The 15,088-nt window shown below is 69.0% G+C and carries 16 protein-coding genes; 14 read left to right on the top strand and 2 right to left on the bottom strand.

The features are described from left to right. Positions 1-120: 120 nt before the first annotated feature. Positions 121-2,085 carry a transcription termination factor Rho gene (rho, locus tag EV192_RS30265; RefSeq protein WP_132121357.1) on the top strand — a complete coding sequence of 655 codons (1,965 nt, stop codon included), beginning with the start codon at positions 121-123 and terminating at the stop codon, positions 2,083-2,085. A 22-nt stretch (positions 2,086-2,107) separates the two neighbouring features. Here rho and EV192_RS30260 read toward each other — a convergent pair whose 3' ends face one another. Continuing rightward, positions 2,108-2,515 carry a hypothetical protein gene (locus EV192_RS30260; protein WP_132121355.1) on the bottom strand — a complete coding sequence of 136 codons (408 nt, stop codon included), beginning with the start codon at positions 2,513-2,515 and terminating at the stop codon, positions 2,108-2,110. A gap of 218 nt (positions 2,516-2,733) precedes the next feature. Between EV192_RS30260 and rpmE the strand changes: the two genes are divergently transcribed. From rpmE to prmC, 3 genes are all read left to right on the top strand, one after another. Continuing rightward, positions 2,734-2,946: a 50S ribosomal protein L31 gene (gene rpmE, locus EV192_RS30255; RefSeq protein ID WP_132121353.1), complete on the top strand. Its 213-nt coding sequence runs from the start codon at positions 2,734-2,736 to the stop codon at positions 2,944-2,946. Between the two features lie 79 nt (positions 2,947-3,025). After that, positions 3,026-4,084, top strand: coding sequence for a peptide chain release factor 1 (gene prfA, locus EV192_RS30250; protein WP_132121351.1), 1,059 nt, complete (start codon positions 3,026-3,028; stop codon positions 4,082-4,084). Between the two features lie 9 nt (positions 4,085-4,093). Further along, entirely contained in the window at positions 4,094-4,963 is an 870-nt protein-coding gene (prmC, locus tag EV192_RS30245; protein WP_132121349.1) for a peptide chain release factor N(5)-glutamine methyltransferase, read from the top strand. Here prmC and EV192_RS30240 read toward each other — a convergent pair. Then, on the bottom strand, positions 4,947-5,576 hold the full coding sequence (locus tag EV192_RS30240) for a hypothetical protein (RefSeq protein ID WP_132121347.1): 630 nt from the start codon (positions 5,574-5,576) through the stop codon (positions 4,947-4,949). The two genes, prmC and EV192_RS30240, sit on opposite strands and share 17 nt — an antisense overlap. Positions 5,577-5,965: 389 nt before the next feature. Here EV192_RS30240 and EV192_RS30235 point away from each other — a divergent pair, with 389 nt between their 5' ends. The 10 genes from EV192_RS30235 to atpD all read left to right on the top strand — a co-directional run bounded on the left by EV192_RS30235 (position 5,966) and on the right by atpD (position 15,054). Further along, on the top strand, positions 5,966-6,616 hold the full coding sequence (locus EV192_RS30235; protein WP_132121345.1) for an L-threonylcarbamoyladenylate synthase: 651 nt from the start codon (positions 5,966-5,968) through the stop codon (positions 6,614-6,616). Positions 6,617-6,669: 53 nt separating this feature from the next. Next, a complete protein-coding gene (locus tag EV192_RS30230; protein ID WP_132121343.1) occupies positions 6,670-7,818 on the top strand; it encodes a glycosyltransferase family 4 protein in 1,149 nt (382 codons plus the stop codon). Further along, positions 7,815-8,273: a Cg1360 family ATP-synthase-associated protein gene (locus EV192_RS30225; RefSeq protein WP_132121341.1), complete on the top strand. Its 459-nt coding sequence runs from the start codon at positions 7,815-7,817 to the stop codon at positions 8,271-8,273. The genes EV192_RS30230 and EV192_RS30225 overlap by 4 nt, the downstream gene beginning before the upstream one ends. A gap of 202 nt (positions 8,274-8,475) precedes the next feature. Beyond that, the gene (gene atpB / locus EV192_RS30220) at positions 8,476-9,249 is read left to right on the top strand and encodes a F0F1 ATP synthase subunit A (RefSeq protein ID WP_132121339.1); all 774 of its coding nucleotides are present in this window, start codon (positions 8,476-8,478) and stop codon (positions 9,247-9,249) included. A 134-nt stretch (positions 9,250-9,383) separates the two neighbouring features. Continuing rightward, positions 9,384-9,578, top strand: a complete 195-nt coding sequence (locus EV192_RS30215; RefSeq protein ID WP_132121552.1) for an ATP synthase subunit c family protein — start codon at positions 9,384-9,386, stop codon at positions 9,576-9,578. Positions 9,579-9,614: 36 nt separating this feature from the next. Continuing rightward, complete coding sequence (locus EV192_RS30210; protein ID WP_132121337.1) at positions 9,615-10,163, top strand: F0F1 ATP synthase subunit B; 549 nt, start codon at positions 9,615-9,617, stop codon at positions 10,161-10,163. A 12-nt stretch (positions 10,164-10,175) separates the two neighbouring features. After that, a complete protein-coding gene (locus EV192_RS30205; protein ID WP_132121335.1) occupies positions 10,176-10,985 on the top strand; it encodes a F0F1 ATP synthase subunit delta in 810 nt (269 codons plus the stop codon). 48 nt (positions 10,986-11,033) lie between these two features. Beyond that, positions 11,034-12,674, top strand: a complete 1,641-nt coding sequence (gene atpA, locus EV192_RS30200) for a F0F1 ATP synthase subunit alpha (protein WP_132121333.1) — start codon at positions 11,034-11,036, stop codon at positions 12,672-12,674. An 11-nt stretch (positions 12,675-12,685) separates the two neighbouring features. Continuing rightward, complete coding sequence (locus EV192_RS30195; protein ID WP_132121331.1) at positions 12,686-13,624, top strand: F0F1 ATP synthase subunit gamma; 939 nt, start codon at positions 12,686-12,688, stop codon at positions 13,622-13,624. A gap of 2 nt (positions 13,625-13,626) precedes the next feature. After that, entirely contained in the window at positions 13,627-15,054 is a 1,428-nt protein-coding gene (gene atpD, locus EV192_RS30190) for a F0F1 ATP synthase subunit beta (RefSeq protein ID WP_132121329.1), read from the top strand. Positions 15,055-15,088: the final 34 nt, after the last annotated feature.

The raw sequence follows: 15,088 nt of genomic DNA, 5'->3' as shown, positions 1-15,088 counted from the left end.
TTAGTGGCCGACGCGGTGACGAAGGCTCGTCGAAATCGGACAGACAAGCCGTTCCGCGTTCCGTCGGGCGGCGGTCCGCTGGTCCACGTAGGAGGCGGGGACCGGTCAGGAAGGACATTAGTGAGCAACACCGATCTGTTGAGCAGCGATACCGCTGCGGGCGCTCCCCCGGCTGGCGGCGGCTCCAACGGAGGTCCGACGCGTCGACGCGGGCTGTCCGGCATGGTGCTGGCGGAGTTGCGCGAGGTAGCCCGTGAGAACGGCATCACCGTAACGAGTGCGATGCGTAAGGGAGACCTGATCGCTGCGATCAAGGAGCGGCAGGGCGGGTCCGGTGGTGGGGGCACCGTGGACACGCTGCCACTCACCGACCTGCCGGCGGCCAAGCCGCCGAGGTCAGCCGCGCGGGAGCCGAAGCGGGCCATCGAGAAGAAGGCCGCGCCCGCCACCCCACCCGCGGACGCCGAGGAGTCGGCGCCCAGCCGTCCCCGTCGCCGTCGCGCCGGCCGTCCGGCGGGCAGCCCGGAGACCGTCGCCGCCTCAGCCCCGGAGACGAAAGCCGAGGCCAAGGCCCCGGAAGTCGTCGCCGAGCCGAAGGCCGAGCCCCAGGCAGGGGGCCAGCAGGAGCGGCCCGAGCGCCCGCAGGGGGAGCGCCGGGAGCGCAACGACCGGCAGGGTCGTGGCGACCGCGACCGTGGTGACCGTGATCGTGGTGACCGCGGAGACCGTGGTGAGCGCGACCGTGACCGCGGCGACCGGGACCGCAACAACGACCGGCAGCAGAGCCAGTCGCGCAACCAGAACCAGAACAACGGTCCCGACGAGGACGACGACGACGAGAGGGGTGGCCGCCGTGGCCGCCGCTTCCGTGACCGTCGCCGCCGTGGCGGCCGCAACGAGGGCGGCACCGGTGGAGGCGGTGGCGACACCGAGGTCCGCGAGGACGACGTCCTGCTGCCCGTCGCGGGTGTGCTGGACGTCCTGGAGAACTACGCGTTCGTGCGTACCTCCGGCTACCTCGCCGGCCCGAACGACGTGTACGTCTCGTTGTCGCTGGTCCGCCGCTACGGCCTGCGCCGCGGTGACGCCATCACGGGCCTGGTCCGCCAGCCGCGTGAGGGCGAGCAGCAGCGGCAGAAGTTCAACCCGCTGGTGCGGGTCGAGACGGTCAACGGCATGGACCCGGACCAGGCGCGCAGCCGGCCCGAGTTCACCAAGTTGACGCCGTTGTACCCGAACGAGCGACTGCGCCTGGAGACCGAGCCGCACATCCTGTCCACCCGTGTCATCGATCTGGTGATGCCGGTCGGCAAGGGGCAGCGCGCGCTGATCGTCTCGCCGCCCAAAGCGGGCAAGACGACTGTTCTGCAGCAGATCGCCAACGCGATCGCCAAGAACAACCCCGAGTGCTACCTCATGGTCGTCCTGGTGGACGAGCGGCCCGAGGAAGTCACCGACATGCAGCGCAACGTCGACGGTGAGGTGATCGCGGCCACCTTCGACCGGCCGCCGTCGGACCACACCATGCTGGCCGAGCTGGCCATCGAACGGGCCAAGCGGCTGGTCGAGATGGGCACCGACGTCGTGGTGCTGCTGGACTCGGTCACCCGGCTGGGTCGGGCCTACAACCTGGCGGCGCCGGCATCCGGCCGGATCCTGTCCGGTGGTGTCGACTCGACCGCGCTGTACCCGCCCAAGCGGTTCCTGGGTGCCGCGCGCAACATCGAGAACGGCGGCTCGCTGACCATCTTCGCGACCGCGCTGGTCGAGACCGGCTCCGCCGGCGACAGCGTGATCTTCGAGGAGTTCAAGGGCACCGGCAACGCCGAGCTGAAGCTGGACCGCAAGATCGCCGACAAGCGCACCTTCCCGGCGGTGGACGTCGACCAGTCGTCCACCCGTAAGGAAGACCTGTTGCTCTCGCCGGACGAGCTGGCGGTCACCCACAAGCTCCGCCGGGTGCTGCACGCCCTGGAGCCGCAGGCCGCGATCGAGCTGCTGCTCGACCGGCTGCGCAAGACCCGCACCAACATCGAGTTCCTGATGCAGGTGGCGAAGACCACCCCGGGCGCGGGCGACGACTAGCGGCCTGGTGGGCGCCGCTCGGCTATCGGGCGGCGCCCACCAGGTCCGGCTTGCGGTTCTCCTGGTCCAGGATCCGGGGGAACCGTCGGAGGTACCTCATCCTGGCCAGGATCGCGACACTGGGCAGCCCGGTGGTCAGCGCCACCACGGTCGGGACGTCAGTGCCGTGGACCACGACGCCGACGACGAAGATCACCACCGGGTACACCCAGCGGACGGCGCGCAGCCGCCGTGGCCAAGGCCTGGCCAGCCCGACGATGAGGGTGACCCCGGCCGCGGCGCCCAGGTGGGCGCTGGTCAGTACGATGTCACTCGGCTGGCTGAGCAGGATTTCACCCAACGAGGTGAGTCCGAGCACAGCGGCCGTGAACAGCGCGGGGACCACTGCCCAGGCAAGCAGTGGAAATGGTTGTCGTACCGCGCGGGACACGGGGCCAGTGTGGCGGCCGCACATCGCCCGTGGACCTGGCGTTCGACGAACACCCCTGGCCGTGCGGTGGATGGTCGATCACGGTCGACGAGCGGAACAAACCTCCCCCGGGAGGTGTTGTACGAGCTGGTCAGCGCGTCTGGCACACTGTTAGGTCGAGTCCGGCTCCGGTTCACCCTTGTCCAGGGACCCGGCGGCCACAACGAGAGGCGAGATCAGTGAAGAGCGGTATCCACCCCGAGTACGTCACCACCGAGGTGACCTGCGGCTGCGGCAACACGTTCAGCACCCGCAGCACCAAGACCTCCGGGTCCATCCACGTCGAGGTCTGCTCGAACTGCCACCCGTTCTACACGGGCAAGCAGAAGATTCTGGACACCGGTGGCCGGGTCGCGCGCTTCGAGAAGCGTTACGGCAAGCGGCAGAAGTAGCCCAGAACACGGCGCCCGGTCCCCTTGGACTGGGCGCCGTTGTCATGTCCCTGGTTCACTGGCGAAGGGGTGAGAAACCGTGGACGAGTTGCTGCAGGAGTACGCGCGACTGGAACGTGAGCTGGCCGACCCGGCCGTGCACGCGGACCAGGACAAGGCACGCAAACTCGGCCGGCGGTACTCCGAGCTGACGCCGGTGGTCAGGACCCTTCGCGAGCTGGAGAGCACCCGCGACGACCTGGTGGCGGCCCGTGAGCTGGCCGCGGAGGACGAGACGTTCGCGGCCGAGGCGGAAACGCTGGAACAGCGGATCCCCGCGCTGGAGGAGCGGCTGTCCGAGCTGCTGCTGCCGCGCGACCCGCACGACGGCTCGGACGTGCTCGTGGAGATCAAGTCGGGCGAGGGCGGCGAGGAGTCCGCGCTGTTCGCCGGCGACCTGTTCCGGATGTACACCCGGTACGCGGAACGCCGTGGCTGGAAGACCGACGTGCTCGACGCCACCGAGTCCGACCTGGGCGGCTACAAGGACGTCACGCTGTCGGTGAAGACCAAGGGCAGCGACCCGGACGGGGTGTGGGCGCGGCTGAAGTTCGAGGGCGGCGTGCACCGGGTGCAGCGGGTCCCGGTCACCGAGTCCCAGGGCCGCATCCACACGTCGGCCGCTGGTGTGCTGGTGTATCCCGAGGTCGAGGACGTCGAGGTGGAGATCGACGAGAAGGACCTGCGGGTGGACGTGTTCCGGTCGTCCGGGCACGGCGGGCAGAGCGTGAACACGACCGACTCGGCGGTGCGGATCACCCACCTGCCGACCGGGATCGTGGTGTCCTGCCAGAACGAGCGGTCGCAGCTGCAGAACCGCGCGCAGGCCATGCACGTCCTGCGGGTCCGTCTGCAGGCGCTGGCCGAGGAGGAGGCCGCGCGCAAGGCGTCGGACGCCCGCCGCAGCCAGGTCCGGACGGTCGACCGGTCGGAACGCGTTCGTACGTACAACTTCCCGGAAAACCGGATCTCGGACCACCGGGTGAACTACAAGGCCTACAACCTGGACCAGGTGCTCGAAGGCGACCTGGACGGCGTGCTGGACGCACTAGCCGTCGCGGACCGCGCCGAACGCCTAGCGCAGTCCACCGCGCCCTAAGCTGGCTCGGTGACCCGAACCCCGCTGCGCCTGGCCATCCTCGAAGCCACCCGGATTCTCGAAGCGGCCGGAGTGGACAGTCCACGGGTCGACGCCGAGCTGCTGGCGGCGCATGTGCTCGGGGTGGACCGCGGCCGGCTTCCGTTGGTGCCGTTGGTCGATCCGTCCGTTGTGGACGCCCTTGGCAAGGCGGTCACCCGGCGGGCCGGCCGGGAACCGTTGCAGCACATCACCGGCAGCGCCTGGATCGGCGACATCACGGTGTCCGTCGGACCCGGCGTGTTCGTGCCGCGGCCGGAGACGGATTTGCTGCTGGACTGGGGCCGCAAGGTTGCCGGGCCGGCGCCGGTGGTCGTCGATCTCTGCACCGGTTCCGGGGCGATCGCGCTCGGGTTCGCCAACGCACGGCCGGACGCGGTGGTGCACGCCGTCGAGTTGGACCCCGTGGCCCTGTCCTGGGCCCGCCGCAACGCGGACCTACGCGCCGACGCGGGCGACCCGCCGGTGCGGCTGCACTCCGGTGACGTCACCGACCCGAAACTGTTGGCGGACATGGAAGGCACGGTCGACCTCGTGCTCTGCAACCCGCCGTACGTGCCCGCCGACACCGCCGTCCCACCCGAGGTGGCCGACCACGACCCGGCCGAGGCGGTGTTCGCCGGCCCGGACGGCCTCGACGTGATCAGGCATGTCGTCGGCTGCGCCGCCCGGCTGCTCAGGTCGGGTGGCCTTGTCGGCATCGAACACGACGACACCCAGGGCGAGTCCGTCCCGGCCCTGCTCGCCGCCAGACGCGTTCTGTCCGAAGTGGACGATCATCGGGATCTGGCCGGCCGGCCGCGGTTCGCCACCGCCCGCAGGGTCATGGCACAGCGCTAGCAGCCATCTTGTCGAAGATCGCCCGGGTGTCCGGCCAGGCCGCCAGCTCCGCGGACGCGTAGACCCAGTTGTCCATCCCGTTCGCGCGCCACAGCAAGGTCTTCACGTGCCGGCGGACGCCGTTGAGGTCGTACTCGAACTCCCAGTCGGCGCCGTCGAAGCCGTGCTGGGACACGGCGTCCAGCTTGACCCGTTGGAAGTTTGCCCGGCCGGCGCTGAACTCCTGCTCGTACGCGAGCTGTTCGTCGAACGGCCGGCCGCCGCGCGCCGCTGTGGCGCCGAGCCGGAGGAACCGGGTCGGGGTGACGGGGTCGTCGACCTCCTGGCAGTCGGCGATCGGGCACGGCTTGAGCGGCCAGCCTCGGGGTACCACCGTGGTGATCCCGTTCGGGCCCTTCACCGGGGTGAATGTCGTTGTCGCCGAAGGCTTCGCGGATGGCGGCTGGGTGCCGGGGACCGTGCTGGGCGCGGCGAGCGCGGCCGGTGGCTCGACGCCCGGCTGTGTGTGGCTTGGCGCGGTGGATGTGAGCAGCACGACGCCGGCGATCGCGGCCACCGCGACACAAGCGATCGCCAACGCGACCGCCAGTGAGCGTGAACCGCGCTGGGACACCGTGAACCCCTCCCCACTGACCGCTCGATACCGACCACGCAAGGTAACATCCCGTCGGCGAGTGGCCACGCACCGTCGCCGGCTCCGGCGGGTCTCCGATCTCGGATCGCGCACCCCGGGTCACGGGTACAGCGTGCGGATGTGGACGGTCGTCGCCCCGACATCGCTTACGGTCACAGGGAAGTGGCTGTCGGTCACGATGCCTCCCGCGTATTCTGATTTGTCCACTATGGAGGGTGCGAATCCTCCCGGTCCCATCGGGCCGGCCTCGTGATGATCACTGACCGTGTCCGACCGAATCGCGTCGGTACCATCGCCCTGGGCAGGCAGGCGTTACCGTGCCTGGTCCGCGAGCGGCCGGATCATCGGGAAGCGATAGAGTTCGGGCTGTGAGCACCCTGTACGACTGTTCCGTCAGCGAGGACCGTCAGGACGGGCTCGCGGCGGCCGCCGGCGCTGTTCGGTCCGGCAGGCTCGTGGTCGTCCCGACCGACACGGTCTACGGCATCGGATGCGACGCGTTCGACGGCGGCGCGGTCCGTGCGCTGCTCGAGGCCAAGAACCGCGGCCCGGACATGCCCGTCGGCGTGCTGGTCGGGTCATGGACGGCGGTCGACGGGCTGGTGCTGTCGGTGCCGGACGCCGCGCGCAAGCTCATCGAGGCGTTCTGGCCGGGCGACCTGTCCATCGTGCTCCAGCACGCCCCCAGCCTGGCCTGGAACCTGGGCAACACCCGGGGCACGGTCATGCTCCGGATGCCACTGCACCCGGTGGCCATCGAACTTCTCCGTGACGTCGGCCCGATGGCCGTGTCCAGCGCCAACCGGTCCGGGCACCCGCCCGCGGCCACCGCGCAGGAGGCCCGCGACCAGCTCGGCGAGTCGGTCGCGGTATACCTGGACGGGGGGCCGACAGGCGCCCCCGTGCCGTCCTCGATCGTGGACCTGACCGGCGGCGAGCCGGTGCTGCTGCGTGAGGGCGCCGTCAGCCGCCAGGACATCTCCGACACGCTTGGCGTCGACGTCCAGACTCCAGCCTGACCTTCGCAAAGGAGCATCCGGTGCCGATCGCGAGCCGGCGGGGCTGAGCGGCCGTGCAGACCATCCCCTTCACCGGCCTGCCGATCCGCGAGTACCTGCTGGTCTGCCTGACCAGTCTGGCGCTCACGTTTCTGCTGACCGGCCCGGTCCGCCTGCTCGCGTTCAAGATCGGCGCGGTGGCGGTGCCGCGCGCCCGGGACGTGCACTCCCAGCCGATCCCCCGGCTCGGCGGCCTGGCGATGTACCTGGGCGTGTGCGGCGGCATGCTCGTCGCCCACCAGCTGCAGCTGCTGCGCCGGGCGTTCGACTTCTCGCTGGACCCGGTGGGCATCCTGGTCGGCGGCGGCGTGATCGTGCTGGTCGGGATGCTCGACGACCGGTTCGAGCTGGACGCGCTGACCAAGTTCGCCGGCCAGACCCTGTCCGCTGGGATCATCGTGCTGTTCGGCATCCAGTGGGTGCTGGTCTGGGTGCCGTGGGGCGGCAACGACACCGGTCCGGGCGGCCAGCTCATCTCGCTCGACGAGAACCAGGGCGGCCTGCTGACCGTCATCCTCGCGCTCGTGCTGGTCAACGCGATGAACTTCATCGACGGGCTGGACGGGCTCGCGGCCGGGATCGGGGTGATCGCGTCCATCTCGACCTGCGCGTTCTCCATCCACCTGCTCGCCCAGAGCGGCAACGACGTCGTCAACTACGCGCCCGCGCTCATCGCCGTCACGCTCGGTGGCGCCTGCCTGGGGTTCCTGCCGCACAACTTCCAGCCGGCCCGGATCTTCATGGGCGACTCCGGCTCCATGCTGATCGGCCTCACCCTGGCCGCGGCCAGCACGTCCGCGGCCGGCCGGGTGGTCCCGACCGACCAGGGCCCGTCCAACACCATCGGCCTGCTGTCCCCGCTCGTCGTCGTCGCCGCGGTGCTTTTCGTGCCGTTGCTCGACCTGATGATGGCGGTGGTCCGCCGGACCAGGCGCGGCCTGAGCCCGTTCCACGCCGACAAGATGCACCTGCACCACCGGCTTCTGGAGATCGGCCACTCCCAGCGCCGGGCCGTGTTGCTCATTTACTTGTGGGCCGGCGTCCTGGCGTTCGGCGCGGTGGCGCTCAGCCTGTTCAACGGATTGGTGGTCGCCTGGGTGATGGCGATCGGGCTACTGGTGGCTCTGGTGGTTTCGGCGATACCTAGACTGAGGGCGCGATGAGCGAGAACCTCGAGATTGAGAAGCAGCCCGACACCCACCGCGCGGTGATCATGAAGATGGTCACGGCCATGTTCTGGGGCGCGCTGTGGTGGACGTTGGGCACGATTGCGCTGGGCGTGCTGCTCGCCGGCGTGCTGGTGGGCTGGCACGGGGTGTTCGGCGCGCTGGTGGGGGGCGCGATCGGCGTCCTGTCGTCGCTGGCGACACTGCTGTTGATGCGGCAGACCGCGGGGATGAACCCGAACATGCTGATCGCCGCCGTGCTCGGCGCGTTCGTCCTCAAGATGGTCATCCTGCTGCTCGCGATGACGTTGCTCGGCGACATCGAGGTGCTGCACCGCAACTCGTTGGCGTTCACCCTCTTGGCCACCATCATCGTCACGGCCACCACCGAGGCGCTCGCCTTCCAGCGGACCAAGGTGCCCACGATCATCCCGAAGTCCGCCGAGGACTGACCACCAGTACGCCTGTCTTACTGGCTCCTGACCTGCTGATATGGTGCCCACGACCGGGTGCCCCGGCCAGCGGCGGTGACCAGGTGTGCCCCGATGCAAAGAGCGTGCAGTACGTCAGGTACTTTAAGTCCTGATCGTGACGATTCCCCCGGTGGTGTGACACACGGCCGGCCGGGAGAACCGGAAGGAGCCCCTGTTGGGCATGACCTGGCTGGCGGCCGGCGACTTCGTGCCGCCCGGCGTCGATGATTTCTTCCTGCCCCCGATCTTCGGCGGCGTCACCAAGCCGATGGTGCTGCTGGTGCTGTCGGTCGTCATTATCGCCGCGTTCTTCCTGGTCGCCGCGAGCAAGCTGAAGATCGTGCCGAACCGGTTCCAGTTCGCGGCCGAGAGCGTCTACGACTTCAGCCGCAACAGCATCGCCCGGGAACAGATCGGCGCCAAGGAGTTCCGGCCGTACGTCCCGTTGATTCTGGCGATGTTCACCTTCGTCCTGGTGAACAACCTGTTCGGCGTCATCCCGATCCTGCAGTTCCCGACCTTCGCGCACATCGGGTTCCCGATCGCGTTGTCGGTGTTCGTGGTCTACCCGGTCTACCACCTCTCGGGCATCCGCAAGCACGGCATCGGCAAGTACCTGAAGTACCAACTCATGCCGTCGGGCATCCCGAAGCCGATCTACATCCTGCTGACGCCGATCGAGATCTTCACCAAGTTCTTCATGAACCCGATCACCCTGGCGATCCGGGTGTTCGCGGCGATGTTCGCCGGCCACCTGATCCTGCTGGTGTTCACCCTCGGTGGGGAGTACCTGCTGACCGAGGCGAGCGGACCGCTCAAGCCGGTCTCGGTCCTCGCGTGGGCCTTCGCCATCGCGATGACGTTCCTCGAAGCTTTCATCCAGGTTATCCAGGCGTACATCTTCGCGTTGCTGACCGCCGGATACATCGGCGCCGCGCTGGCGGAAGACCACTGAGCACGTAGGGCTTCAGTGACACGGACCCGGATCCGCGCCGTCGCGGACCGAACTCGAAAGGGAATATCGAAGTGAGTGCAGCACTCGTTCTTGCGCAGCAGGCCCAGACTGTGAACCTCAACAAGGGTCTCGCGATGATCGGTTACGGCCTCGGTGCGATCGGCCCCGGTATCGGTGTGGGTGTCATCTTCGCCGCGGTCATCAACGGCACCGCCCGGCAGCCGGAGGCCGAGGCCAAGCTGCGCGGCCTGGGCTTCCAGACCTTCATTCTGACCGAGGTGCTCGCCCTGATCGGCCTGGTCCTCTACTTCATCGCGTCCGGTGGCTGATCCGATCAGGGGCCGGCGAGTTCGTAGGGAGCAGTCATGCTGAAACAGGTGAGCGTGCTGGCGGACAGCGAGCACAACCCGGTGATGCCGGCGATCCCCGAGGTCATCCTCGGGCTGGTGGCGTTCGGGCTGCTGCTCTTCGTTCTCTGGAAGTTCGTGGTGCCGCGCTTCGAGTCGCTGTACCAGGAACGCACCGAGAAGATCGAAGGCGGGATCCAGAAGGCCGAGGCCCTGCAGGCCCAGGCCGAGGAGAACCTGCGCAAGTACAAGGACCTGCTGGCGGACGCCAACGCCGCCGCGGCCCGGATCCGGGACGACGCCCGGATCGAGGCCGAGCAGATCCGCGCGGAACTGCGCGAGCAGGCGCAGGAAGAGGCCGCCCGGATCGTCGCGCAGGGGCGCAACCAGCTGGAGGCGCAGCGGGCCCAGATCGTCGCGGAGCTGCGGGCCGAACTCGGCCGTACCGCGGTCGAACTGGCCAGCCGGATCGTCGGCGAGTCGCTGGAGGAGGAGGCCCGCAGGCGCGGGACCGTCGACCGCTTCCTCGAAGAGCTGGACTCCGTGTCCGCACCCGCGAAGAAGTAGGGACTGGACGAGATGACGCTGCTGCACGCCGCGAGCCGGGAGGCACTCGCCTCGGCCGAGTTGAAACTGCTCGACTCGACCGAGTTCGACACCCTCGGCGACGACCTGCTTGCCGTGGTGGGCCTGCTGAGCCGGGAGTCCGGGCTGCGCCGGGCGCTGTCGGACTCGTCGGCCGAGCCCGCCCGGCGCACCGACCTGGTCCGCCGGCTGCTGGCGGACAAGGTCGCCGCCGGCTCGGTCGACCTGCTCGAGTCCGTGGTCTCGTCGCGCTGGTCCAACCCGCGCGAACTGGTCGACGGCATCGAGTCGCTGGCCCGGACCGCGTTGCTGGTCGGGGCCGAGCGCGCCGGCCGGCTGGACACGGTCGAGGACGAGCTGTTCCGGCTCGGCCGGATCGTCGCCGGCGACGGTGAACTGGAGCGCATGCTGTCCGACGCGGCCGCGCCGGTCGCGGGCAAGCTGGAGCTGCTGCGTTCGCTCGTCGCCCGGAAAGTGGATCCGACCACCGAGAAGCTGGCCGAGGCGCTGGTCGCGTACCCGCGTGGCCGCCGGGCCGTGGAAGGCCTGGAGGAGCTGGCCGACCTGGCCGCCAGGCGCCGGGAACGCTCGGTCGCCCACGTCACGTCCGTGGTGGCGCTGACCGAGCCACAGCAGGAGCGGCTCGCGGCCACCCTGCAGCGGATCTACTCGCGCCCGATCGCGCTGCACATCGAGGTCGACCCGGACCTGCTCGGTGGGCTGGTCATCAAGGTGGGCGACGAAATCATCGACGGCAGTGCGGCAGGGCGGATCGACGCGCTGCGCCGCCGGCTGGCCGGATAACACCCGGTCCCCAGAGCATTGAAGTAACGAAAGCGAGAGCGGGAAGACATGGCGGAGCTGACGATCTCGTCGGACGAGATCCGCAGTGCGATCGAGAACTACGTCTCCGGTTACACACCGGACGTGACGAAGGAAGAGGTCGGCACCGTCACCGCGACCGGTGACGGCGTGGCCTACGTCGAGGGTCTGCCCTCGGTGATGGCCAACGAGCTGGTCGAGTTCCCCGGTGGCGTGCTCGGCGTCGCGCAGAACCTCGATGTGCGCGAGATCGGCGTCACGATCCTCGGTAGCTACGAGAGCATCGAAGAGGGCCAGGAGGTCAAACGGACCGGCCGGATCCTCTCGGTGCCGGTGGGCGACGGCTTCCTCGGCCGGGTCATCGACCCGCTGGGCGAGCCGCTGGACGGCCTCGGCGACATCGTCGCCGACGACACCCGGGTCCTGGAACTGCAGGCCGCGACCGTGGTGCAGCGCCAGCCGGTGAAGGAGCCGCTGCAGACCGGCATCAAGGCCATCGACGCGATGACCCCGATCGGCCGCGGCCAGCGCCAGCTGATCATCGGCGACCGCAAGACCGGCAAGACCACGGTCTGCGTGGACACGATCATCAACCAGAAGCAGGCGTGGGAGACCGGCGACCCGAAGCAGCAGGTGCGCTGCATCTACGTCGCCGTCGGCCAGAAGGGCTCCACCATCGCGGCGGTCAAGAAGGCGCTCGAGGAGCACGGCGCGATGGAGTACACCACCATCGTCGCGGCCCCTGCGTCGGACTCCGCCGGCTTCAAGTGGATCGCGCCGTACACCGGTTCGGCCCTCGGCCAGCACTGGATGTACCAGGGCAAGCACGTCCTCATCGTCTTCGACGACCTGACCAAGCAGGCCGAGGCGTACCGCGCGCTGTCGCTGCTGCTGCGCCGCCCGCCGGGCCGCGAGGCGTACCCCGGTGACGTGTTCTACCTGCACTCCCGGCTGCTGGAGCGCTGCGCGAAGCTGTCCGACGAGCTGGGCGCCGGGTCGATGACCGGCCTGCCGATCATCGAGACCAAGGCCAACGACATCTCGGCGTACATCCCGACGAACGTCATCTCGATCACCGACGGCCAGTGCTTCCTGGAGACGGACCTGTTCAACCAGGGCCAGCGGCCGGCCATCAACGTGTCGGTGTCGGTGTCCCGAGTCGGTGGCGCCGCGCAGATCAAGGCGATGCGCAAGATCTCCGGCTCGCTCCGGATCGACCTGTCGCAGCACCGGGAGCTGGCCGCGTTCGCCGCGTTCGCCTCCGACCTGGACGCCACGTCCAAGGCTCAGTTGGACCGTGGTGACCGGCTGTACCAGGTCCTCAAGCAGAGCGCGTACTCGCCGGTCCCGGTCGAGGAGCAGGTGGTGTCCATCTACATCGGCACCCGCGGCCTGATCGACTCGGTGCCGGTGGAGGACGTCCGCCGGTTCGAGCGCGACCTCGTCGACCATCTGCGGCGCCAGCACGCGGGTATCCTGCAGGAGATCCGCGACACCAAGGACCTGTCCGACGAGCTGATCGAGCGCCTGTCCCAGGCGGTCGCCAACTTCAAGGAGCAGTTCACCGCGGCCGATGGCTCGTCGGTCGTGGACCGTCCGGCCGACGCGATGGACGCCGACAAAGTGGGGCAGGAGTCGGTGAAGGTGCACCGGCCCGCCCCGCAGAAGTGATCGGGTAGCAGATGGCCGCACAGCTTCGTGAACTACGCCAACGGATCCGTTCGACCCAGGGCCTGCAGAAGATCTTCAAGGCCCAGGAGGTCATCGCCACCACGCGGATCAGCCGGGCGCAGGCACGGGTGAAGGCCTCCCGGCCGTACGCGACGGAGATCACGAACGTGCTCTCCGCGCTGGCCGGGGCGGCGTCCAGCCTGGACCACCCGTTGCTCACCGAGCGTCCCGAGCCCAAGCGGGCCGGTGTGCTCGTCGTGACCAGTGACCGGGGCCTGTGCGGCGGCTACAACGCCAACGTGCTCCGGGCCGCCGAGGAACTGGTCTCGCTGCTGCGCAAAGAAGGCAAGCAGCCGGTGCTGTACCTGATCGGCCGCAAGGCGGTCTCGTTCTACTCGTTCCGCCAGCGCGAGTTCGTCGCCTCGTGGACCGGGTTCTCCGAGACGCCGCGGTACGAGAACGCCCAGGTCGCGGGTGAGATGCTGGTCCAGGCGTTCATGCGGGGCGAGGACGACGGCCCCGGCGACACCGCCGGCGCGGACGGCGTGCTCGGCGTGGACGAGTTGCACGTCGTCTACACGGAGTTCCGCTCGATGCTGTCCCAGGTGCCGACCGCCAAGCGGATCGCGCCCCTGGAGGTCGAGTACTCCGCGGAGAAGCCGGACGTGGTGCCGCCGTCCTACGAGTTCGAGCCGGGCGCGGACCAGCTGCTGGCCGCGCTGCTGCCGAAGTACATCAACACGCGGATCTTCGCCGCGCTGTTGGACTCGGCCGCTTCGGAGTCCGCGGCCCGCCGGACCGCGATGAAGGCCGCGACGGACAACGCGAACGAGCTGGTGCTCACGCTCTCCCGCGAGGCGAACCAAGCGCGTCAGGCCCAGATCACCCAGGAGATCAGCGAGATCGTCGGTGGCGCCAACGCGCTCGCCGCAGCAGGAAGTGACGACTAGCGATGACTGCAACCCAAGAACCCACTGCCACCGGCCGAATCGTCCGGGTGACCGGCCCGGTCGTCGACGTCGAGTTCCCGCGTGACGCGGTACCGGCGCTGTTCAACGCGCTCAAGGTCGACATCGAGTTCGAGCAGCTCAAGAAGACCGTGACCCTGGAGGTCGCCCAGCACCTGGGGGACAACCTGGTCCGCACGATCTCCATGCAGCCGCAGGACGGGCTGGTCCGCGGCACCCCGGTGCGCGACACCGGCCAGGCCATCGCCGTCCCGGTCGGCGACATCGTCAAGGGCCACGTGTTCAACGCCCTGGGCGACTGCCTGGACCAGCCGGGCTACGCGGCGGACGCCGAGCGGTGGACCATCCACCGCAAGCCGCCCGCGTTCGACCAGCTCGAAGGCCGCACCGACGTGCTGGAGACCGGCCTGAAGGTGATCGACCTGCTCACCCCGTACGTGCAGGGTGGCAAGATCGGCCTGTTCGGCGGCGCCGGCGTGGGCAAGACGGTGCTGATCAAGGAGATGATCACCCGCGTCGCCAAGAACTTCGGTGGCACCTCGGTGTTCGCCGGGGTCGGCGAGCGCACCCGTGAGGGCAACGACCTGATCCTCGAACTGGGCGAGGACGGCACCATCAACGACACCGCCCTGGTGTTCGGCCAGATGGACGAGCCGCCCGGCACCCGTATGCGGGTCGCGCTGTCCGCGCTGACCATGGCGGAGTACTTCCGCGACGTGCAGAACCAGGACGTGCTGCTGTTCATCGACAACATCTTCCGGTTCACCCAGGCCGGTTCCGAGGTGTCCACCCTGCTGGGCCGGATGCCGTCGGCCGTGGGCTACCAGCCGACGCTGGCCGACGAGATGGGTGAGCTGCAGGAGCGGATCACGTCGACCCGTGGCCGGTCGATCACCTCGATGCAGGCGATCTACGTGCCCGCCGACGACTACACCGACCCGGCGCCGGCCACCACGTTCGCCCACCTGGACGCCACCACGGAACTGTCCCGTGGCGTGTTCTCCAAGGGCATCTTCCCGGCGGTGGACCCGCTGGCGTCCAGCTCGACCATTCTCGACCCGAACATCGTCGGTGACGAGCACTACCGGGTCGCCCAGGAGGTCAAGCGGATCCTGCAGAAGTACAAGGAGCTGCAGGACATCATCGCGATCCTGGGCATGGACGAGCTGTCCGAAGAGGACAAGCTGACGGTGAACCGGGCGCGGCGGATCGAGCGGTTCCTGTCGCAGAACATGCTCGTCGCCGAGATCTTCACCGGCCAGCCGGGGTCGACCGTGCCGGTCAAGGAGACCGTCGAGGCGTTCGACAAGATCGCCAAGGGCGAGTTCGACTCCGTCCCGGAGCAGGCGTTCCTGGGCATCGGCGGCCTGGAGGACCTGGAGAAGAAGGCCAAGGAACTGGCCAGCCGGTAGCACCTGAGACCTCTGACCCTCGTGAGCAGCCCGC

Source organism: Actinocrispum wychmicini (assembly GCF_004345645.1).
GTDB classification, from domain to species: Bacteria; Actinomycetota; Actinomycetes; order Mycobacteriales; family Pseudonocardiaceae; genus Kibdelosporangium; species Kibdelosporangium wychmicini.
Note: the sequence above shows the minus strand (reverse complement) of the source record. Positions and strands in the feature narration are given on the sequence as shown.